This window comes from Streptomyces lydicamycinicus, assembly GCF_000829715.2.
Lineage (GTDB): Bacteria > Actinomycetota > Actinomycetes > Streptomycetales > Streptomycetaceae > Streptomyces > Streptomyces lydicamycinicus.
Genome location: NZ_BBNO01000007.1, coordinates 247,341 through 268,017 on the forward strand (window position 1 = coordinate 247,341; position 20,677 = coordinate 268,017).

The following is a 20,677-nucleotide window of genomic DNA, read 5'->3' on the forward strand; positions in this document are numbered from 1 at the left end:
CGCAGGCACCATGAAATCCGGGAGCCGGGCCGAACGCCGGCTCCCTTTCGTGCCGGTGCGTACTCGCCGGCCCGGTGGTCACGGCGTCAAGTCGAGAAATTCCCAGTGCGCTCGCGGTTGCGCTCCGCTGAGCCATTTCCCGCAGTTCTGCAGGACCGTGGGGCTTGAGGTGATGTGCTGGGTACCTGTGCCGAGATCACGCAGAAACCGGTCGATCGGCCCGCGCCGGATCGCCGCCGTCCCCGCCCATCGGTGCACCGTCTGACCCACGTCCTGCACGGTCCATGTCGTGTGGTTGAGCGCCAGCCTGAGCAGAGTGTCCTGCTCGGTACTCGGCAACTCGCCTGCATCCAGAATGTCTTCGATACCTCGCCACACCTCCATCGCCCACGCCCGTGCCGAACGAAGCTTGGCCTCGGCGGTCGCGTACTCCGCGTGGAACTGCGCGGTGTCGACGGCGGCGTTACGTGTGCCGGATTTGGCCGCGGCGACCAACTTCAGTTCATCGAGCAGGCGCCGCCCGACACCGAGCGCCCACCCGGTGTGTCCGATTGCGGACATGTTGACCAAGCCGAGGCGGTAAATCGCGCCGCCGTTGGCCGGGTTCATCGTCGTGGCGAGATAGGTGTGCGACTCCGGGACAAGCGCATCGGCGCAGTGGTAATCAATACTGTGCGTCGCACGCAGCCCGAGCACATCCCAGTTGTCGACGAGTTCCACCTGCGACTTCGGCATCGCCAGCACCCGCAGCTCCCCGGTGCCCTCGACCTGGATCGCGCTGTGGATATGGGTGGCGTGCGCCATACCGGAGGCGAACTGCCAACTGCCGCTCACCAGATATCCACCCTCCACCGGGACGGCCCGGCCGGGCCGGGTGCCGTGCCCAGCCAATAACGCGTGATCCCCATCCGCGACATCAGGGAACAAGTCGGCCGCCGCAACGGCATCGAGATAGGCCGCAGTGGTGCCGGTCATCAACTGAAGCGCCATCATCGTCCAGCCGGCCGCGGAATCGTGGTAACTGACCCGCTCGACGGTCTCTATCAATTGGCGTGGGGAGAACTCGTAACCGCCGAGGCTCAGCGGCAGTGCGGCTCGCACGACCCCAGCCCCCAGCAACGCCCGCGCAATGTCCTCGGTGAGTCTGCCGAGTTCCTCGGCCGCGTCCGCGTCCGCCTCCAGCGCCCCGCCGAGTGCGTCAATCCGCTCGCGCATCGCGGAAAATTCCGGGCTGACATGCAATCCGATCGAGACCGCCATCGATGGTCGCTCCTCGCTCGCAGTATTGAGTCAGCGTCACCATAAGGGAGGAGCCGTACCCGTTCCCCGTCCTGCTCAAAAAACCTCCGTGCTGCCGGGGCTCGCAAAAAGGGGCTCCGGTAGGCGAACCGGGCGACCATGCCATCGACCGGTCCCGCGGCGGGCTGACCACAACGATCCACCTTGCTGCCGACGACCGCTGCCGGCCACTGAGCCTCGTTCGCACCGCCGGTCAGGCCGCGACGCGCCAAGCATTTTCCTCCGGTCCGCCCGATGACGAGCGAACTGCCTAGTCGGCACGGAGGACCAGGTCGAGAAGGCCGGGGAAGCGGGCGTCGAACTCTTCGCGGCGCAGGCGGTTGAGCCGTTTGGTGCCCTGGTCGCGCTGTTCGACGAGGCCGGCGTCGCGCAGGACGGAGAAGTGGTGGCTCTTGGCGGCTCTGCCCACGGACACGTCGAAGTTGCTGCAACTGAGCGTCCAGTCGGAGTGGTCCGCCAGAGTGCGGATCAGATCCATGCGCACAGGGTCCGCGAGCGCGGACAGGGCGGTGAGCACGGGGACATCGTCGGGGTGGGTGTGCACGGGCGCCGGTCGGTGCCCTGCGGCTGCAGCCTGCTCCGGCATCCCTCAGCCTCCTCCGCGGCTCCGCACTCGCTTGCTGAATGTTCGATCCCCATCGTACATTGCTAATGTTCGCTTCCGGTTGAACATTCCCCGGCAAGCAGTTCACGACGCAGGCCGCCTGCAAGACCCACGGCCCGGGCAGCCCCCTGCCCGGGCCCAGAACCGCGGACGGAGAAATGCAGCAACGAAGTGCGGACCGAGGATTCTCCGCCGTCGCGGGCAAGGTGCCCGCGCCCTGCCTCGTACTGGCCGGAGTGAGCGGGATCCAGTTCGGAGCAGCCCTCGCCCCCAGCGCCTATCCCCAGGCAGGAGCCGCGGGCGTGGTGTTCCTGCGGCTCCTCATCGCCGGCCTGATCCTCTGCGCGCTGTGGCGCCCGAGGCACCAAGCACTCAAAGCGGCCAAGGGAGCCTGGAAGACCGTGCTCGCCGCCGGAACCCTGCTCGCCGGACACCACATCGCCTTCTTCGAAGCCGTCAATCACATCCCGCTGGGGATCGTCGCCACGATCGAATTCCTCGGCCCCTTCGCCATCGCCCTCGCCGGCTCCCGCCGCGCGCTCGACCTGCTCCCCGCGTGCCTGGCCGTAGGCGGTGTACTCCTGCTCGGCGGCGGAGGCAGCGCCTCTCTGCCCGCGGTCGGCCTCGCCCTGGCCGCAGGGGCGGCCTGCTGCTGGGCCGGGTACATCCTGGTCTCCGCCCGCATGGCCACCCGCCTCAGCGGTGGCCAGGGCCTGGCCGTGGCCATCGCCTGGGCGGCGCTGCTCAGTGCCCCCTATGGCATCGCGCGCGCCGGCTCCGGCCTGCTGGACCCGCATGTCCTGTGGGTGGCGGCCGTCGTGGCAGTGGTATCCAGCGTGCTGCCGTACTCGCTCAACCTGGAAGCCCTGCGCCGGATTCCGCCGCGCGTCTTCGGCGTACTCACGAGCCTGGAGCCGGCCGCGGGCGCCCTGTTCGGCCTGCTCGTCCTCGGCCAGCGCCTCGACCGGTCCCAGTGGCTCGGCATCGCCGCAGTCGCCTGTGCCTCCATCGCCGCCACCTATCTGGGACCCGGGAAGCGCAGGATTTCACGCGTCCGGGCAACGAGCGGCTCTCTCCCCGAGAATGGATCTACGCGGAACGGGACCGGCATTCCCGAGGGCACCCAGGGCGCCCGGTAAGGCGACAATTCCCGTCTGGAAGCCGTCGGGCAACGCCGTGAGCCGGATCAGGCGGTGATCGAGTGCCGGGTCACCGAGCCGCGTTCACCGGTGAGCGGCCAGCACTGCCGCGAGGCCTTCTTGCAGGTCCTTGACGAAATACTCGGGAACCTCCAGCGACGGGAAATGTCCCCCGGCTTCGGGCGACCTCCATCGGACGATCTGTCGGTACCGCTCCTGCGCCCAGGGGCGCGGACACTTCTCGACGTCGCGGGGATACATGGTGAGTGCTGACGGGACGTCGACCCGAAGTTCGGGATCGAGCGAGTTGTGGCTTTCGTAGTAGATGCGGGCCGACGATGCGCCGGTCCGCGTCAGCCAGTACAGCGTGACGTTGTCAAGAACCCTGTCCCTGGACATCGTCTCGAACGGGCTGTCCTCGGTATCTGACCACTCGGCGAACTTGTCAAGGATCCAGGCGAGCAGCCCGACCGGTGAGTCGACGAGCGAGTAGCCGATGGTCTGCGGTCGGGTCGCCTGCTGCTTCGCATACGCCGCGCGGTGGCGCCAGAAATCGCGGGTGTCCTCGGTCCACTCGCGCTCGTCCGCCGTCAGCCCGTCCGTCGTCAATCCGGGTGGCGCCGCCGCGAACGTGGTGTGGATGCCGAGAACGTGCTCCGGGAACCTGCCGCCGAGCACCGTGGTGATATTGCCTCCCCAGTCGCCGCCGTGGGCTGCGAACTTGCGGTAGCCGAGCCTTCCCATGAGTTCCACCCACGCGGCCGCGATCTTTTCGGTTCCCCACCCGGTGGTGGCCGGCTTGTCGCTGTAACCGAAGCCCGGCAGCGACGGGACCACGACGTGGAACGCCGGTGCGTCTGCGTCTTTCGGATCTGCCAGCTCGTCCACTACATCGATGAACCGGGCAATGCTGTCCGGCCAGCCGTGCGTCAAGAGCACAGGAGTGGCATCTGCGCGCGCGGATCGGCGGTGCAGGAAGTGGATTCCCAGATCGTCGATGGTCGTGCGGAACTGGCCGATCCGGTTGAGGCGCTCTTCGAACGACCGCCAGTTGTACCCGGTGCGCCAGTAGTTCACGACATCGACGAGGTCCGCGAGCGGAACACCCTGTTCCCATCGGCGAGGGCCGGGCGCGGCGCGATGGACCGTCTCGGCCTCCGGCAGCCGCGCCGCCGCCAGTCGCGCGCGCAGATCGTCGAGGTCGGCGTCGGTTGCGTGGGCTTCAAATGCTTGCACGTCGCTGGTTGGACGGGGCATGAGACCTCCTGGCCATCGCGGAACCGGCTAAGACGGTTCTAGCAGTTCTCCGAGCCGCGCTGCAACCGTCTAAGGTGGTTCCATGCGTGCTGGATTCCCTGACTTCCGCCTCGGCAACGTGCTGGCGACCAGCTTCACGGGGACGCTGTCGGAGCGCCATGGCGACGCTGTGGAGCGCATTCCCACGCCGCACCGACTCGTCGACTGGCTGACGGTGTACGGCCTCGCCGTGGACTCCTGCACCCCTGCCCAGCTCGACCTCGCCCGGGAACTGAGGGAGTCGATTCACGCCGCCGCGACAGCGGCCGCGATCCAGGACGCTCTCCCTGCATCTGCTGTCCAAGTCATCAATGACTGCAGCGCTCAGGGGCGGGCCGCGGCGATCCTGACGCCCGAGGGCAAGCGGCGATGGCGGCTCAGCTCGGCTTCCTGCGTGGAAGATGCCCTCAGTGTGATCGCCGCCGACGCGATCAGCATCATCGCAGGTGAACGCGACGGAAAATTGGCGTTGTGCGCATCACCCACCTGCCGAGCCGCCTTCTTCGACACCAGCCAAAGCCGCACCCGCAAATGGTGTGACATGAACACGTGCGGGAACCGTCAGAAGAAAGCGCGCTTCCATGCCAACCAGCGCAAAAACCCCAGATCAGCGGAGTGATCGTTACCTCGGTACAGCCAGGTGGGCCCCACAACGCCCCACCCGCGACCCTGACCCCGTAGCTATCCGAGCGAGCTCTTCACCACCTGAGATGTGTCTCCTGCGGGCCGTGGTCCGTGGATGTACTGGTCGGCCCAGGCGCTGATGATGCGGGCGGCTCGCTGTGCTTGTCCTCGGGCGGTCAGGAGATGGTCTGCTCCTTCGAGTGAGACGAAGCTTCGCGGGTGTCGTGCCTCGCGGAAGATCTCTCCGGCGTTGTCGATGTGGACGGTGTTGTCGGTCGGCGAATGCAGGACGAGTAGGGGTAGGTCCAACTCGCCGATCCGGTCCCGCAGATGAGCACGGCGGACGTCTTCGACGAAGGCGCGCTTGAGGACCAGGGTCCTCCCGCCGACGAACCACTCGTGCGACCCTTCGCTGAGCACGCGATCCACGACCGCGTCGTACTGTCGCTCGACGTGGCTGGGATCGACCGGCGCCCCGATCGTGGCGACCGCGCGGACGCCGGTTGCCTCGGCCGCCGCGGCGAGGGCGGCGGCGCCTCCCCATGAGTGCCCCACCAGCAGGTCTGCCGGAGTCCCTCGCTCCGCCATCATGGCCGCGGCACGGATCGTGTCCTGGACCTTGACGGTGAAGGAACCGTCCCCCCAGTCGCCGTCGGAGTCCCCGATCCCGAGGTTGTCGAAGCGCAGCATGCCGATCCCCTCGCGGGCCAGCTGCTTGCTGACACGCGACGCGGCCGGCGAGTCCTTGCCGAGCGTGAATCCGTGCACGAATATCCCCCGGCCGCGGATCTCGCCGTCCGGCAGGTCGATCGCTCCGGCCAGTTCGGGGCCGACGACGCTCGGGAATCTCACTTTTTCGCTCATGTTCTGATCACCTAGGCAGGGGCTGTTCGTGGAGCAGGGAAGACAAGGGTGCCACCGGCCGGCGCCACGCGCGCGCTCCGGGCAGGGGAGCGGCGAGCGCGGTGCCTGCCGTGATCGGCGCGTCAGGCGGTCGGCTTCTGGTCGGAGGACTGCTCGGTGGTGAGCAGCGCGGTGATCTCCTCGGCGAGGTGCGGGCCGAGCTCGCCCCAGCCGTCCTTGTAGCCGTAGACGCCGGCCAGGGTGCGGGCCTCGTAGTCGCCGTTCATGATCTCGATGTCCGTGGCCGTGATGAGCGCCGGGTGGGCGACACCGACGGCCGCCGAGATCTTCATCAGCTCCGTGCGGAGGGTCCGTAGGTAGACAGCGGCCCGGGTGGCCTTCGAGGCCGGGTCGAGGCCGCGGGCCAGCCACGGACTCTGGGTGGCGATGCCGGTGGGGCACTTGTCGGTGTGGCACTTCTGCGCCTGGATGCAGCCGATCGACAACATCGCCTCACGGGCCACGTTGATCATGTCGGCACCCAGAGCGAAGGCGACCGCGGCGTTCTCGGGCAGGCCGAGCTTGCCGGAGGCGATGAAGGTCAGGTCGTCGGTCAGCCCCCGCTCGGCGAAGACGCCGTAGACCCGGGAGAAGCCCATCCGGAAGGGCAGCGACACCGAGTCGGAGAAGGTGAGCGGCGCCGCCCCGGTGCCGCCCTCGCCACCGTCGATGGTCACGAAGTCGACACCACGGTCACCACGCGCCATCAGCGTGGCCAGCTCCTGCCAGAACTCCATCTCGCCCACCGCGCTCTTGATCCCGACCGGCAGGCCGGTCTCGGTGGCGAGCAGTTCGACGAAGTCGAGCATCGAGTCGACGTCGCCGAACGCGGTGTGTCGCGACGGGGAAGCGCAGTCCTCGCCGAGCGGGATGCCGCGGATCTCGGCGATTTCCGGTGTCACCTTCGCGCCCGGCAGCATTCCGCCCAGCCCGGGCTTGGCACCCTGGGAGAGCTTGATCTCTATCGCCTTGACCGGGGCGCCGGCGACCACATCCTTGAGCTTGTCGATGTTGAAGCTGCCGTCCTCGTTGCGGCAGCCGAAGTAGGACGTACCGATTTGCAGGACGAGGTCGCCGCCGTTGCGGTGGTACGGCGAGAGACCACCCTCGCCCGTGTTGTGCAGGGTGCCCGCCAGTGCCGCCCCCTTGTTGAGCGCCGTGACGGCCGCGCCGGAGAGCGATCCGAAGCTCATCGCCGAGATGTTCACCACGCTCGCCGGCCGGAACGCCTTGGCACGCCCGCGCGGCCCGCCCAGCACCTTGGCTGACGGCAGTAGGGCCTGTGGGTCGTGCAGGTCGGGCAACGCGCCGGCGAACGTGCGCTGCTTCAGGTACGCGTGCCCCTGCATGTGCTCAACGTCATTGTCGGTTCCGAACCCGAAGTAGTTGTTCTCGCCCTTCGCCGACGCGTAGATCCAGGTGCGCTGGTCACGACTGAACGGGCGCTCCTCGTCGTTGGAGGTCACTATGTACTGCCGCAGCTCCGGCCCGATCGTCTCCAACAGGTACCGGGCGTGCCCGAGCACCGGGAAGTTCCGGAGCAATGCGTGCTTCTTCTGGACAAGGTCACGAGCGGCCACCAGTGCCAATGCTGTTGCGGTGGCCGTGGCGATGCTCCGGGCGCGCATGAACGTTCCTCTCCTCGATGCTCGACTCCACTGCCATGCGGCGGAGTCGTCGTGTCGTGTCGGGCGTTGGGCACGACTCAGCGGGCGTCAGCGTTCGTCGGAGAACGCCAAGTGATAGTAGGGGCTCGCCCGGAAAGAGGGTCGCGGGTGGGGTGGTCTTCCCAGTGGTGGGTGGTCCAGGCGCGTCAGAACAGGCTGTGCACGGTGACGCTCATGTCACACGGCGTAACGCCTGAGCGCCGGCCGAGCCGGGCGAGGCAAGGGCTGATCGAGTACGCGCAGCAAGGAGGCGGTGACGACGCGGGTTCCGCGGCCCCTACGCAGGACTCGGCAGGGGGGCTCCCCGCGTCGAACCAGGTCGTAGCCTTTGGCACGCAAGAGCCCGAATGCCCTGGAGGCCGGAGAGCACTCCCGACCATCCTTGAGCTTGCGTTCCTCCGCCGGCTCACCACCGACAACCGCACCCTCGACGATCGGCTCAAGGCCGCCCGCTCGAACCTGCGCTTCCAGGACCGGCGGGTCGCCGACCTCGAAGCCCGCATCGCCGAACCGGCACCGACGTCCTGATCCCCCCCCGCCCAACCACTCCACGGCCGTTCACCGTCCCGGTGGACGGCCGTCCCATGAGACATCCCAGGCGAGTTACCGCAACTGTCCTTTGACAGTGAACCCAGTCGCTCCGTCATCCGACCCAGTCGACGCCGACAACGCCGCCGGCGTCGCCCCGGCACACCGGCTTGAGCGGGATTGTCGATGCTGCTTCTCGGCATTTGCCGGTCCGATGCGGACTTCCACGGCGGCAGGCAGCGCCACCGCCCCAGATCCTGAAAAGACCTGTGCAAGAGGGCACTTGGACAGGGAAATCGCAACTTCGACATGGCTCGCAGAGGCAGCTACCTTCACCTGGTCTTCGGCGATCGCCCACGGTCGCACAGGAGTTCCTTCAGGCTGAGCCACCCGCGACGGGCTGAGTTGGTCACGCCCCACGAATCCGCGCCCCCATGCGTAAGCCACCGAACCGGGTCCACACCAGGCACCCCCCAACCAAGGAGAGACGCATGCCCCATCTTGCGCTGTACACATTCGGTGTCCTGAAGTCACCTCTCGCCGATCCCGCACCTCTCACGCGCGAGTTCTACGACATTGGTGAGGACGTCTACCGGAAGATCAGTCAGCACCCCGGATACCTCGGGCGTGCTGAAGCGGCAGACGGTGACCGGGGCATGCTCTTCGGGGCGGACTGGGGTGCATGGGGAGAATTCGCCGTACCGACCTGGTACGGCAAGGGCCGCACGGTGGAAACCACCGCCCTGGCCGCGACACTCTCACTATGGACCGACCTGCGCCCCGCCTTCGACGCCGTCTACACCGGTCTGCACCGTGAGGCGCTGAACAGGCGTTACGACTGGTTCGAGAGGGCAGAGCACCCGAATTACGTGTGCTGGTGGGTCTCCGACGGCGTGATACCCACCTGGCAGGACGGGGTTTCCAGGCTGGAACACCTCCACGGCCACGGCGCCGTGCCGCACGCCTTCACCTTCCACCACTCATTCGCCCCGGACGGAACTCCGACCAGGATCAAAGGCATCGGGCCGAAGAGCGACCAGGTTCGCTGACAAGGAAGCCTCAACGACTGGATTCGCTGTCAAACGCCTCGATTGAATGACGGCGAACAGCAACGGCCTGGCTTTGTTCACGAGAACCCGGTTCTCGTGAACAAAGCCAAACGGCTCCGACTCCCCGTCACGGACCTGTGGCCTATGAGTCGTCGCATTTCAGAGCCGGTTCACGAGTTCCTGCGGTCGGTAAAGTCGAGTACAAGCGCGGCACCGATGCAGACGTGATCAACCAAAGGCACTTCTACCTGTCCTGGCTTATGGATCACCGGGCCGAGTTCGAGCACCTCGTCCGCGACCGGCTCGGGTCCACAGCCGCGCCCCAGGTGTTGTGGAGCGCACCGAGACGTCCCGGCCGCAGCTGATTGCTTCTGGATGTGCCCAGGACCGCTTAGCAGGACCCGTGGTTCCGTACGCGACAAAGGGTGCTTGCAAGGGGCGGATTCGGCGGGGCCAGGCATCCCGTGAGGAGAGGCCCCGGGGGAGGGAGACGGCCCCGGACTCCTCGGCTCTCTCCGCGGTTGCCAAGGCCCCCTGCCCGCACGCCTCACCCACCTCAAACCCGATGTACCGGTTTCGGTCATCTGTGACAGAAATTGGCTGTGGAACGCCTGTGAAGGTTGTGATGATCAGGTGAAGATGGATTGACCTGACCATGCCGGGACCATCTCCGCAGGGCATGACCACGGAACCGCGCGCCCCGATCTGCCGCGACGCGCACCGAGCCGACCGACATCTCTGATCGCATCGGCGTTCCGCATGGCTGGTCTTTGACATCCATGTATGGGGGGAGTTCGTATGAGGTGGCGTGGTGTGCTGGGGCGGCCGATGTCAGTGACACTGGCCGCGCTGACCGCGGTGGCCGCCTGGGGCACGGGCCCCATGGCCGGAGTGTCGGCGGCGGCGCCCGGTGATGGATCGGATTCCCTGGTGGAGGATTTCGCTTACCCCGACCGGGACAAACTGCTCGCGGAGAAGGGCTTGAAGCTCGTCTCAGGTGACGGCCACATCACGCTCGTCGACTGCGCCTCCGGTGGCAGCGATCTGGTCCGGGTCAACAGCCGTACCAGCGGCGACGCGTGTTTCGCGGTCTCCGGGCCGGTGGGGTACCTGGCTCTGGAGATCAAGCGCTCCTACCTGGCCAAGTCCGACAGCCGGGAAGGCGTCACAGCGACGGTGCGGACGGAGAACCCCGCTACCAATGAGAGCAAGGTCGAGGAAGTCGTCCTCGAACCCGGTGCCTGGAAGTCGCTGGGCGAGGGGCTCGACCCCGCCCTCGATTCCACCGTGCTGGAACTCAGCGTGGGTGAGGGCAAGACGCCCGTGATGACCGGAGACTCCGCTCGCCCATGGCTGGCCCGGGTGACCGTGGGCCGGCCCGGGCAGCAGGGGGGCAAGGGGTGCAGCGGCGCCCTCGTCGACCGGACCTGGGTTCTCACGGCGGCGAGCTGCTTCTCCGGCGACCCGGCCAAGCCGGTGCCGGCGGGCGCGCCGCCGCGTGAAGCGACGGCCGCTTTCGCGGGCAAGGCGCCGGTGCGGATCAACTACGTGGTGCCGCGCGACGACCGTGACGTGCTGCTGGCCCGGTTGGCCGCTCCGCTGACCGACATCGCCCCTGCCAGGATCGCGGGCAGCTCCCCCGGCGACGGGGCGGCACTGGTCGCGGCCGGATACGGGCGAACCGGCACGGCGTGGGTGCCCGCCGGTCCGCATAACAGCAACGTGACCCGGAGCAGCGCCACGGACACCACCATGGCGCTGACGGGCGGCAGGATGTGCAAGGGCGATGCCGGAGGGCCGGTCCTCGACGGGAACGGGCGCATCACGGCGGTCCAGAGTCTCGCGGCCCACGCCGGCTGCCTGGGCCAGTCCGGAGACGGCGACGGCTCCACCGCTGCGCGTACCGACAACATCGTCTCGTGGCTCACGGGCAGTGCCTTCAACGGCAAGGCCGCCTTCCCCCTGGATGAGGATGCGGGTTCGCGGCGGGTGCTGGGTGGTGCGGCGCGAGAGTTCACGGCGGAGCTGGTCGGTGGAGCCGAGCCGGGGACGGTCGGCAAGGTCGGCACTGCCCTGAAGCTGAACGGCACGTCTGCCTATGCGGCCACCGCCGGGCCGGTCGTCGACACCACCAAGTCGTTTGCCGTTTCCGCTTGGGTCAAGCTCGACAACAAAGACAAGAACCAGACGTTCCTGTCTCAAGCGGGTAATCGCGCCAGCGGATTCCAGCTGTACTACTCGAAGAACTACGACAAGTGGGTCTTCAACCGGCACAACGGCGACACTGACGACACCACCATCGCCCGCTCGATCAGTACGGACACGGCACAGACCGGGGTGTGGACCCATCTGACCGGCGTCTATGACAGCGCCGCGAAGAAGGTCCAGCTTTTCGTGAATGGCAAGCCCCAGGCGGCAGCTGACTTCACCACCCCCTGGCGGGCCGGTGGTGCCCTCCAGATCGGCCGCCTGCGGTGGCAGAACACCTGGCAGGAGAATGCGGCGGGTGCGATCGATGAGGTTCGTACGGTGCAGTCCGCTGTGACGCAGGCGGATGCCATGGCGCTCTCCGTCGGCCAGTTCCCCGCGCACTTGCAGGAATTGGCGTCCTTCCCGCTGGATGAAAGTGCGGGGGCGACCCAGGTCAGCGGAGGTATGGGTGCCGGTCCGGTTGCCACGGTGGCCGGTGGCGGCGCTCAGCTCGGCGTACCGGGCAAGGTCGGCACCGCTCTGAAGTTGAACGGCACCTCTGCTTATGCGGCCACCGCCGGGCCGGTCGTCGACACCACCAAGTCGTTTGCTGTTTCCGCATGGGTGAAGCTCGACGCCAGGGACAAGAACCGCACGTTCCTGTCTCAGGCGGGTAATCGCGCGAGCGGCTTTCAGCTCTACTACTCGAAGAACTACGACAAGTGGGTCTTCAACCGGCACAACGGCGACACTGACGACACCACCATCGCCCGCTCGATCAGTACGGACACGGCACAGACCGGGGTGTGGACGCATCTGGCCGGTGTCTATGACAGCGCCGCGAAGAAGGTCCAGCTTTTCGTGAATGGCAAGCCCCAGGCGGCAGCCGACTTCACCACTCCCTGGCGGGCCAGTGGTGCCCTCCAGATCGGCCGCCTCCACTACCAGGGCACCTTCCAGGAGCACTTCGCCGGGACCATCGACAACATCCGCATCTGGGATCGGGCCGTTGGCGTGGACGAGATCTTCAACGACGGGATCCAGACCAAGAATTAGCGGTCTCCGGAGTCATTCCCCACCGGGGCCTTGACCGGCGATTTGCGCCGGGCCGGGCCCCGGCTTCCGTAAGCACGGAGACGCGCTCTCCGCATGCCCCAACGCTTGATGAACAAGGATCAGAGATGAAACTCCACGGTCGATTAGTGCTGCCCTTGATGGTGGCAACCGTATTGGCCACCGGTACCCCGGCGATGGCGTCGAGCGATCCGCTCGCGGCTTCACCGGCCGGGCGCGCCCCCTCCGTCCGGTCGGCCGGCGTGGCCGAGGACGCGGCCTTTTCCCTGGATGAGGACGCCGGTTCGCGGCGGGTGCTGGGTGGTGCGGCACGGGAGTTCACCGCAGAGCTGGTCGGTGGAGCCGAGCCGGGGACGGTCGGCAAGGTCGGCACCGCCCTGAAACTCAACGGCACCTCTGCCTATGCGGCCACCGCCGGTCCCGTCATCGATACCACCAAATCCTTCTCCGTATCCGCATGGGTCAAGCTCGACACCAAGGAAAGGAACCAGACTTTCCTCTCCCAGGCCGGCAACCACGCCAGCGGATTCCAGCTTTACTACTCAAAGGCCTACGACAAATGGGTCTTCAATCAGCACACCGCCGACACGGACGGCCCGGACCTCGTGCGCGCCGTGAGCAAGGATGCCGCGCAGCCGGATGAGTGGACCCATCTGACCGGTTCCTATGACGCGGAAAAGCGCTCGCTGTCGCTGTTCGTGAACGGTCGACTCCAACAGTCGGTGCAGGCAGCCGCCGTGTGGCGGGCCACCGGCGGTCTTCAGATCGGCCGGCTGCGCTCGCACAGCGCCTGGAAGGAGAATGCGGCGGGCGCGATCGATGAGGTTCGTACGGTGCAGTCCGCTGTGACGCAGGCGGATGCCACGGCGCTCTCCGTCGGCCAGTTCCCCGCGCACTTGCAGGAATTGGCGTCCTTCCCGCTGGACGAGACCGCGGGGGCGACGCACGTCAGCGGAGGTATGGGTGCCGGTCCGGTCGCCACGGTGGCCGGAGGCGGCGCCCAGCTCGGCGTACCGGGCAAGGTCGGCACCGCCCTGAAGTTGAACGGCACCTCCGCTTATGCGGCTACCGCTGGGCCGGTCGTCGACACCACCAAGTCGTTTGCCGTTTCCGCATGGGTGAAGCTCGACAACAAAGAAAAGAACCGCACGCTCCTTTCCCAGGCCGGTAATCGCGCGAGCGGCTTTCAGCTGTACTACTCCAAGAACTACGACAAGTGGGTCTTCAACCGGCACACCGCGGACGCCGACGACACCACCATCGCCCGCTCGATCAGCACGGACACGGCACAGACCGGCGTCTGGACCCATCTGACCGGCGTCTATGACAGCGCCGCGAAGAAGATCCAGCTCTTCGTCAACGGCAAGCCCCAGACCGCAGTCGACTTCACCACCCCCTGGCGGGCCAACGGTGGGCTCCAGATCGGCCGCCTCCACTACCAGGGCACCTTCCAGGAACACTTCGCCGGGACCATCGACAACATCCGCATCTGGGACGAGGCCGTCCTGGTCGGCTGCTCGCGCACGAATGCCATCGGGCACCGTGGCGCGCCGGAAATAGCCCCGGAGAACACGCTGGCCTCCTTGGAGGCCGCGGCCGATCGCGGTGCGGACTGGGTCGAGACCGATGTGCAGTTCACCAAGGACGGCCGGCCGGTCATCATGCACGACGCGACCGTGGACCGGACGACCGATGGCACCGGGCGGGTCGACGAGCTCACCGCCGAGGAGATATCCCGGCTGACGGTCAAGGGCGGAGGCCAAGTCCCAACGCTGGAACGGGTGTTGGCCTCGCTCAAGGACAGGCCGGCGCGGCTCCTCCTGGAGATCAAGGGACCGCAGTCGTCCGCCGCGGTCAACCGGGCCCTCGGGCTCGTCTCCGAGGCGGGGATGAGCGAGCGCACGCTGCTCCAGTCCTTCGACGAGCAGGTGGTGCGGGACGCATCCGCCTCCCCGCACCGGACGAAGGTGGCGTTGCTCCGGTCGGTCCTGGACGCCGACCCCGTGGCCACCGCACGGCAGTTCTCGCTCAGCGCGTATGCGGTCAAGTTCAGTGGCCTCTCGGCTCGTCCCGCGGCCGTGGAAAAGCTCCGGGCCGCCGGCGTCGAGGTGTTCGTCTGGACGGTCGACATCGAGGCCCAGTGGCAGACCGCGACGGCATGGGGCGTCGACGGCGTCATCACCAACCGCGCCGATCACTTCGTCCAGTGGCGGAACGCGCACTGCGCCGAACGCTGACGCGGACTTCCGGCGCGCCTCGGGCCGTGCCGCCCGAGGCGCGTCGGGAGACGCACCGTCTGGCTGTCCATGAGAACCGTTCACTCACTCACAAGGAGAAACCGTTGTGGTAGCAGGATTACGGAGCGCCTCGGGCCGGCGCGGTGTCGTGGCGACGCTGCTGGCCCTGGCGCTGATAGCGGGCGCGGATCTGCCTCCCGCCGCGGCCGATGAGGGGCCGGAGTACGACAGAACCGACGTTCTCTGGGAATGGAAATTCGGCGGACCGGGCGTGCGCAAGGCGGCCGAGGCCGTCCTGCTGGAGCCGGATCCGGACGTCGACACGTTCATGGAAAAGGAACTTCCGTCGGTCAGGGAAGACGACCTGCGGGTTCAGGTGGCGCAGGTCATGGCCATGGGCGGGCCGGGCGTACGGGAGGCCGCGAACAAGGCGCTGGACGGCGGGGTCCAGGAGTTGCAGGCGTTCCTGGACGGCGGGCTCGTTCAGCCCTATGACGACGATCTGCGTGTCGAGGTGTCGCAGATCATGGCCGCCGGTGGGCGGGGTGTGAAGGAGGCGGCCGGCAAGGCGCTGGACGGCTCGGCCGACGAGTGGCGCCGGTTCATCGATGACGGGCAGTTCCGGGCGGGGGAGGAGGACAACCGGGTTCAGGTCGCCCAGTTGATGACCGCGGGTGGCCCGAATGTGAAGAAGGTCGCGCAGCAGGCTCTCGACGGTTCTCCGGAGGATGTGCAGGAGTTCCTGGACGAGGGGTGGCAGGTCGCTGCCGCGCGGGACCAGGAGGCCCTTACGGTCTCGCAGTTGGCCGCACTCGCTGACCGGGCGCAGAAGAAGGCCAAGGAACTGACCGAGGAGGCCAAGGAGGAAGCGGCCAAGGCGGAGAAGGCGACTCAGCGGGCCAAGGAGGCCGCGCAGGTCGCGGCGAAGGAAGCCGAGGGGGCCAAGTCGTCGGCTCACAAGGCGGCGGCAGCGGCGTCGCGGGCGGCTGCCGCGGCCGACCGGGCGGCGCAGGCGGCGCGTACGGCGGTGGCGGCGGCTGCTGCGGCGAACCGGGTGGCACGGGTGGCCGCGACGGCTGCGGCGCAGGCGGCGTATGCCGCCGGGCGGGCCGGGAGCGCGGCCTCTTCGGCCCGGTCGGCGGCAGCGGCGGCGGCCGGTAATGCGTCCAAGGCCAAGGAGGCCCGGCTGGCGGCGCAGAAGGCGCGTGATGCGGCCGCCGGGGCGAAGAAGGCGGCGGACGCCGCTGATCAGGCCGGTATTGCCGCGGACAACGCGGCGAAGGCGGCGGGTGCCGCGGCCAGCGCGGGCGCCAATGCGGCCGCGGCGGCCACGTCGGCCGCCGAGGCGGGGCGCTGGGCCGGTGAGGCCGGTGCGAAGGAGGCCGAGGCGAAGGCGGCGGCGGCCCGGGCCCAGCGGCTGGCGGGCCAGGCCACGCGTGCGGCGGAGGCGGCGCAGACCAATGCTCGTCAGGCCGCGGTGGCCGCACGGCAGTCGCGCAACGCCGCCAACGATGCAGCGAAGCATGCCGAGGCCGCGGCGAAGGCGGCGGACAAGGCCGCGGACGAGGCGGGGCAGGCGGTGGATGCGGCCAAGGAGTCGACGGCTGCGGCGGACGCCGCCACGGAGGCCGCCAATGACGCGCAGACGGCAGCCGGTCAGGCCAGGACCGTGGCGGAGCTGGCCCGCAAGGCCGACGCCGAGCGGCTGGCGGAGCAGCAGGAGGAGAACGTCCTCGCGGCCGAGGAGGCCAAGAAGGGACACGACGCGAGCGTCGCCGCCGCCCAGTGGCAGGCCGGCCGGGTCCAGCAGTTCAACACCGCGACCCAGAAACTCCGGGAAGAGGCCACCGCGGCGTCCGACCCCCAGGTCATGGCGGCCAAGGGGCGGCAGCTCGCGGTCAACCTCGCCTCCAGCGGTGGCCCATGGGTCCGCGCCGTCGCCGAGCAGACCCTGATAGGGACCGACGCGGAAGTGGTCGAGTTCGTGCGCACAGGGCTGACGGTGGCCATGGAGCAGGACGACCGGGCCAGCGTGGGGCACATCGCCGCCACGAGCGACAACCCGGCGTTGCAGGGGGCCGCTCTGGCCGTGATGGACAAGCCGGCCGACCAGGTGCGGGAGTTCCTGCGCACCCAGGCCTACCCGGGCAAGGAGCACGACGACCGCATCGCGGTCTCCCGGATCATGGAGGCGGGCGGCCCGGGGGTGAAGGCTGCGGCCAACAAGGCCCTTGACGGCACCCCCGCCGACCTGCACCAGTTCCTGGAGACCGGGCAGTACAAGGCGCGCGAGGGCGACGAACGGGTCGCGGTCTCCCAGGCCATGACGGCCGGCGGCCCCGAGGTCAAGGCAGCGGCCCAGGCCGCGCTGTCGGCACCGCCGTCCGATCTGCACGACTTCCTGCAGATCGGGCTCCACCGGGCGCGGCAGCGCGACGCCAACGCCGCCGCCCACATCGCCGAGATCGACATCCTGCTGGCGGGGGCGGACCGGTCCGCGGCGCTCGCCCACAAGGACGCCGCCCAGGCACAGAGCGTCGCCGCCGACGCCCGCGACGAGGCCACGCAGGCCGTCACCTGGGCGGAGAAGGCGCGTAAGTCCGCCGAGAAAGCAGACACCTACGCCAAGCAAGCTGACAAGTCCGCCGACCAGGCCGCCGACTCGGCCAGAAGCGCGGCCGAGTCCGCCAGGAAGGCCAACAGCGCCGCGGCGTCCGCCCGCAAGGACGCGCAGGCGGCGGCCCGCTCCGCGGAGCGGGCCGAGCACTCCTCGGGCATCGCGTCCTCCTACTCCCTGCAGGCCAACTCCGCCGCCTACGAGGCGAGCGTCTCCGCTCAGGCGGCGGGTAAGGACGCCACCGCGGCGGCCAAGGCCTCGACCGAGGCGATGAAGACCGCGGCCGACCTGCTGCTCTCGGAGATGAAGGCGCAAATCCAGGACGAGCTCCTCAAGAAGAACAAGCCCCTGTCCGACAGCGAGATGCGCAAGACCCTCGACAAGCGGCTGATCGAGTACCGCAGAAGCCTCCTGGGAAGCGGGGGGCTGAAGCCCGGCCAGGTGGTCCTGGTCTGCGCGGGCGACGGAGCAGGCGGGATGAGCTGCACGAACAGCACCTACCTCGACCGCCTGATCGCCTGGTACGTGGGCGCGGAAGAGATCGAACAGTGCCTCCAGACGAAGAAACTCTCGTGCCTCAAGGGCCTCGCGTTCAGTGCTCTCAAGCTCAAATTCCTGAAGAAGGGCAAGCCCTGCGGGAAGAACAGCTTCATCCCCGGCACCCGCGTCCTGATGGCCGGTCACCGGAGCAAACCGATCGAGGACATCCGCACCGGAGACCGGGTCATCGCCACGGACCCGCGGACCGGCCGCACCGCGGCGAAGCGTGTTCAGGCGACCATCACCGGCTTCGGCCGGAAGGATCTCGTGCGAGTCACCGTCACCGGTCCCGGTGCACGGACCTCCGGCACGGTGACCGCCACCGGCAAGCACCCGTTCTGGGTGACGGGTGGCAGGAACGCCTGGCGCGACGCCGAGCAACTCAAGCCGGGCGAAAGGCTGCTGACCGAAGCCGGAAGCCAGGCGCGGATCGACACGACCAGGTCCTGGACCACGTCCCGGCAGCGCGTCCACAACCTGACGGTCGCCGACCTGCACACGTACTATGTGCTGGCAGGCAGGACCCCGGTCCTGGTGCACAACGCTTCCTGCGAATTCATCCCCGGAGACATTCCTGACGCGGCGAACATCGATCGTGGTTCCCTGGTCAAGATGCGGGAGAAGCAGCTTGAGAAGGCGCTCAAGAGCCTTGATGAGGACCCGCACGGCTTCAAAGCAGACTGGGTCGGGAAGAACAATGTGTCGAGATTTGATGCGATGCGCGACGGCGACGGCAGGCTCATTCTTGTGAGCAAGGATGGAAAGATCTTGGTTCCGACGAATTACAAGTACGTGCCATGAGCGCCTTTCGCATGTATCTCAGGGTGGTCAGTGATTCCTTGCAGCCGGAGGACATCTCCAGGAGGCTGGGAGCGCAGCCCGACGAATCGACGTCGATCGGAAGTCGCAGACATCCGCAGTCGCCTCCGCGGTCGCATGCGACCTGGATCCGATGGGCCGCAACGGCAAAAGGATGCGCGCGGCCTGAGGATCTGGAGCCGGTGGTCGTCGGGTGGGGGCCGGATCTCGCCGATGCCCTGGGGCGACTGGCCGACTCCGGGGAGGCCGTTGTCTCGCTGGAGATCGTTCAGGAGATCAGAGACCTCGACGACCCGCGGCAGAAGGGCATTCTCCTCGGGGCCGACCTGCTGGCCTGGATGAGTAAGGCCAAGGCGTCCCTCGACATCGACCAGTACATCTACCACGAGTGCGGCGATGACCAGGACGATGCCATTCCGTAGAGTCGGGTCTCTCGACTGAGGAACGCGCCGGGTGAGGAACCCCCGCCGGCTTGCCGGCGGGGGTTCTGCGTCCGGGGAGGACGCGGTGAGGTGTTCGGCACGGTCTTGCTGTGCTCCGGTGCCCCCCGCCCAGGTGCCTGCCCGGCATCTGCCGGACAGGCACCCTTCGGACGGTTCCCGGGTATCGGGGGTGGGGGCCTACTGGGGGGTGGGGTGGAGGTAGAAGGTCTCGTTGCCCACGGGGTAGGACCCGCTGCCGGTCTCATAGGGGGACTGGATGGCCCAGGCGCCGTCACGGGTGGAGTTGCCGCTGATGCTGACGTAGTCGCCGGTGGCCTGGTTGCGGAGCACGGTCATGTTCGGCTGGTGCGCAACGGGATGCTCCACGGTGAAGTTCTGGGTGTCGTGCAGGTAGCCGCCCGGCTCGGGCGCCCCATCGGGCAGGTGGCACGTATCGATCTCGAGGTAGTCACCGTCCTTTGAGTGCTGGCCGTTGTGCACGTCCAGGCACTTGTAGCCGGTCGCGCTCACGAGGCGGTACAAGGGCTGGCCCGGTGGATTGGTTCGATGGAGAGGGCGCAGGAACCAACGGGAGGCTTCGCCGTGGTCCTGGGACTGGACGACATGCGTTCCGTTGGCCGAGTTGCCGTGGTCGACGTTCAGCAGCAGGTCGCTGTGCTGCGCCTCCATGGTGAACGAGCGGGGCCCGGCGGCGCCCAGCAGCGCGCCGAACCGTACGGGCCAGTGGTCGCTGCCGGGGTTGGAACGCACGGTGGCCTGCCACCTGTCGGTGGTCAGATTCGCGACCATGTAGTCGTATTCGCTGCCGTTCACGTGCGTGGGCTGACCGGGGTTGTACACCCGGTAATTGCCCGGCGGGAAGAGCCGCCCGATGCTTTCCGGGGCGATGTTGAAGTCACCAATCGCGGCCCAGTGCGCGATGCCCTCAGCGGCGGCCTCCAACGCGACTTCCCACAGCAGTCTCCCGGAGTCACCGCCCTGGCGGGACGACGCGTGCACGGAGGCGAACATGATGCCGTCGGCGCGGTCGATCACACCGAGCGCGGGCCGGTAGACACTGGTGATGTTCAGGACGTCGTCGGGCGTCCACGAAGTGATCATTCCGAGGTTCCGGCTGGGCGTGCGCAGGATGTACAGGTGACGCTCTTCGCCCCGCTCGCCTTCCTGCCACAGGTAGTGGTCGACACCGTTGACCGTGCCCTGGTGGCGGGCAGCGTGCGGTGGGGTACTGGGGACTTCCTGTAGGGCGACCACGTCGTGAGTGATTGCCAGCTCGTAGGCGCCTGTCCAGCGGGCCCTGCTCTGATCCATGTTCCAGGTCGCCGGCCTGTGACTGTCCGGGGCGGCCGCCTGTGCGGTACCGGTCGAGGTGGCGATGCCGGCGCAGGCCAGCAGAAAGGCGACCAGGAGGGATACCGCCGAGCGTAATCGCCGGGTTCTGCCCGACTGCCGGACGTCGGTGCCATCGTGTCGGATGAGGCTATGAGGGCTCATCAACTCGCCTTTCTTCACTGGGTTCGATGCACGCACCGGGCCAGTTGCACAGGTTGACGTTCGTCATGGTCAGGCCATGAATGACGCCTGGTGTGCGTGAGTGCGCAGACCGCTTCCGCCGCTATGGCGGTGGGGCCGCCCCGCCGCAGCCGGG

At 68.0% G+C, this 20,677-nt stretch carries 13 protein-coding genes and 2 pseudogenes; 9 read left to right on the forward strand and 6 right to left on the reverse strand.

Translation table 11 applies throughout. From position 1 onward, the window contains the following. Positions 1 to 78: 78 nt before the first annotated feature. Positions 79 to 1,260, reverse strand: coding sequence for an acyl-CoA dehydrogenase family protein (locus TU31_RS23565; RefSeq protein ID WP_078885922.1), 1,182 nt, complete (start codon positions 1,258 to 1,260; stop codon positions 79 to 81). Positions 1,261 to 1,403: 143 nt separating this feature from the next. Between TU31_RS23565 and TU31_RS38105 the strand changes: the two are divergent. Continuing rightward, a pseudogene (locus TU31_RS38105) lies at positions 1,404 to 1,517 on the forward strand (IS5/IS1182 family transposase); the annotation flags it as partial. 32 nt (positions 1,518 to 1,549) lie between these two features. Here TU31_RS38105 and TU31_RS23570 read toward each other — a convergent pair. Beyond that, a complete protein-coding gene (locus TU31_RS23570) occupies positions 1,550 to 1,885 on the reverse strand; it encodes an ArsR/SmtB family transcription factor (RefSeq protein WP_042158050.1) in 336 nt (111 codons plus the stop codon). A 176-nt stretch (positions 1,886 to 2,061) separates the two neighbouring features. On the opposite strand from TU31_RS23570, the gene TU31_RS23575 reads away from it, so the two are divergent. Further along, positions 2,062 to 3,042 carry an EamA family transporter gene (locus TU31_RS23575; protein WP_245698652.1) on the forward strand — a complete coding sequence of 327 codons (981 nt, stop codon included), beginning with the start codon at positions 2,062 to 2,064 and terminating at the stop codon, positions 3,040 to 3,042. Between the two features lie 84 nt (positions 3,043 to 3,126). Here the strand turns inward: TU31_RS23575 and TU31_RS23580 are convergent, their stop codons facing one another. Further along, on the reverse strand, positions 3,127 to 4,299 hold the full coding sequence (locus tag TU31_RS23580; protein WP_042158052.1) for an epoxide hydrolase family protein: 1,173 nt from the start codon (positions 4,297 to 4,299) through the stop codon (positions 3,127 to 3,129). Positions 4,300 to 4,381: 82 nt separating this feature from the next. Between TU31_RS23580 and TU31_RS23585 the strand changes: the two genes are divergently transcribed. Next, positions 4,382 to 4,957 (forward strand): CGNR zinc finger domain-containing protein, encoded by a 576-nt coding sequence (locus TU31_RS23585; RefSeq protein WP_042158053.1) that lies wholly within the window; start codon positions 4,382 to 4,384, stop codon positions 4,955 to 4,957. A 62-nt stretch (positions 4,958 to 5,019) separates the two neighbouring features. Here TU31_RS23585 and TU31_RS23590 read toward each other — a convergent pair whose 3' ends face one another. Both TU31_RS23590 and TU31_RS23595 read right to left on the reverse strand, forming a co-directional pair. Beyond that, the gene (locus TU31_RS23590) at positions 5,020 to 5,826 is read right to left on the reverse strand and encodes an alpha/beta hydrolase family protein (RefSeq protein ID WP_042158055.1); all 807 of its coding nucleotides are present in this window, start codon (positions 5,824 to 5,826) and stop codon (positions 5,020 to 5,022) included. A gap of 122 nt (positions 5,827 to 5,948) precedes the next feature. Next, positions 5,949 to 7,493, reverse strand: a complete 1,545-nt coding sequence (locus TU31_RS23595; RefSeq protein WP_042158056.1) for an FMN-binding glutamate synthase family protein — start codon at positions 7,491 to 7,493, stop codon at positions 5,949 to 5,951. Between the two features lie 1,058 nt (positions 7,494 to 8,551). On the opposite strand from TU31_RS23595, the gene TU31_RS23605 reads away from it, so the two are divergent. From TU31_RS23605 to TU31_RS23625, 6 genes and pseudogenes are all read left to right on the forward strand, one after another. Beyond that, the gene (locus TU31_RS23605; RefSeq protein ID WP_042158059.1) at positions 8,552 to 9,109 is read left to right on the forward strand and encodes a DUF3291 domain-containing protein; all 558 of its coding nucleotides are present in this window, start codon (positions 8,552 to 8,554) and stop codon (positions 9,107 to 9,109) included. Between the two features lie 137 nt (positions 9,110 to 9,246). Further along, a pseudogene (locus TU31_RS39875) lies at positions 9,247 to 9,456 on the forward strand (hypothetical protein); the annotation flags it as partial. Between the two features lie 544 nt (positions 9,457 to 10,000). Beyond that, on the forward strand, positions 10,001 to 12,355 hold the full coding sequence (locus tag TU31_RS23610; protein WP_158894635.1) for a LamG-like jellyroll fold domain-containing protein: 2,355 nt from the start codon (positions 10,001 to 10,003) through the stop codon (positions 12,353 to 12,355). Positions 12,356 to 12,480: 125 nt separating this feature from the next. Then, complete coding sequence (locus TU31_RS23615; protein ID WP_078885924.1) at positions 12,481 to 14,610, forward strand: LamG-like jellyroll fold domain-containing protein; 2,130 nt, start codon at positions 12,481 to 12,483, stop codon at positions 14,608 to 14,610. Positions 14,611 to 14,716: 106 nt separating this feature from the next. Then, on the forward strand, positions 14,717 to 18,568 hold the full coding sequence (locus TU31_RS23620; protein ID WP_245698653.1) for a polymorphic toxin-type HINT domain-containing protein: 3,852 nt from the start codon (positions 14,717 to 14,719) through the stop codon (positions 18,566 to 18,568). An 11-nt stretch (positions 18,569 to 18,579) separates the two neighbouring features. Further along, entirely contained in the window at positions 18,580 to 19,008 is a 429-nt protein-coding gene (locus TU31_RS23625; RefSeq protein WP_245698748.1) for a DUF4279 domain-containing protein, read from the forward strand. 198 nt (positions 19,009 to 19,206) lie between these two features. Here the strand turns inward: TU31_RS23625 and TU31_RS23630 are convergent, their stop codons facing one another. Beyond that, complete coding sequence (locus TU31_RS23630; RefSeq protein WP_042158063.1) at positions 19,207 to 20,523, reverse strand: RICIN domain-containing protein; 1,317 nt, start codon at positions 20,521 to 20,523, stop codon at positions 19,207 to 19,209. Positions 20,524 to 20,677: the final 154 nt, after the last annotated feature.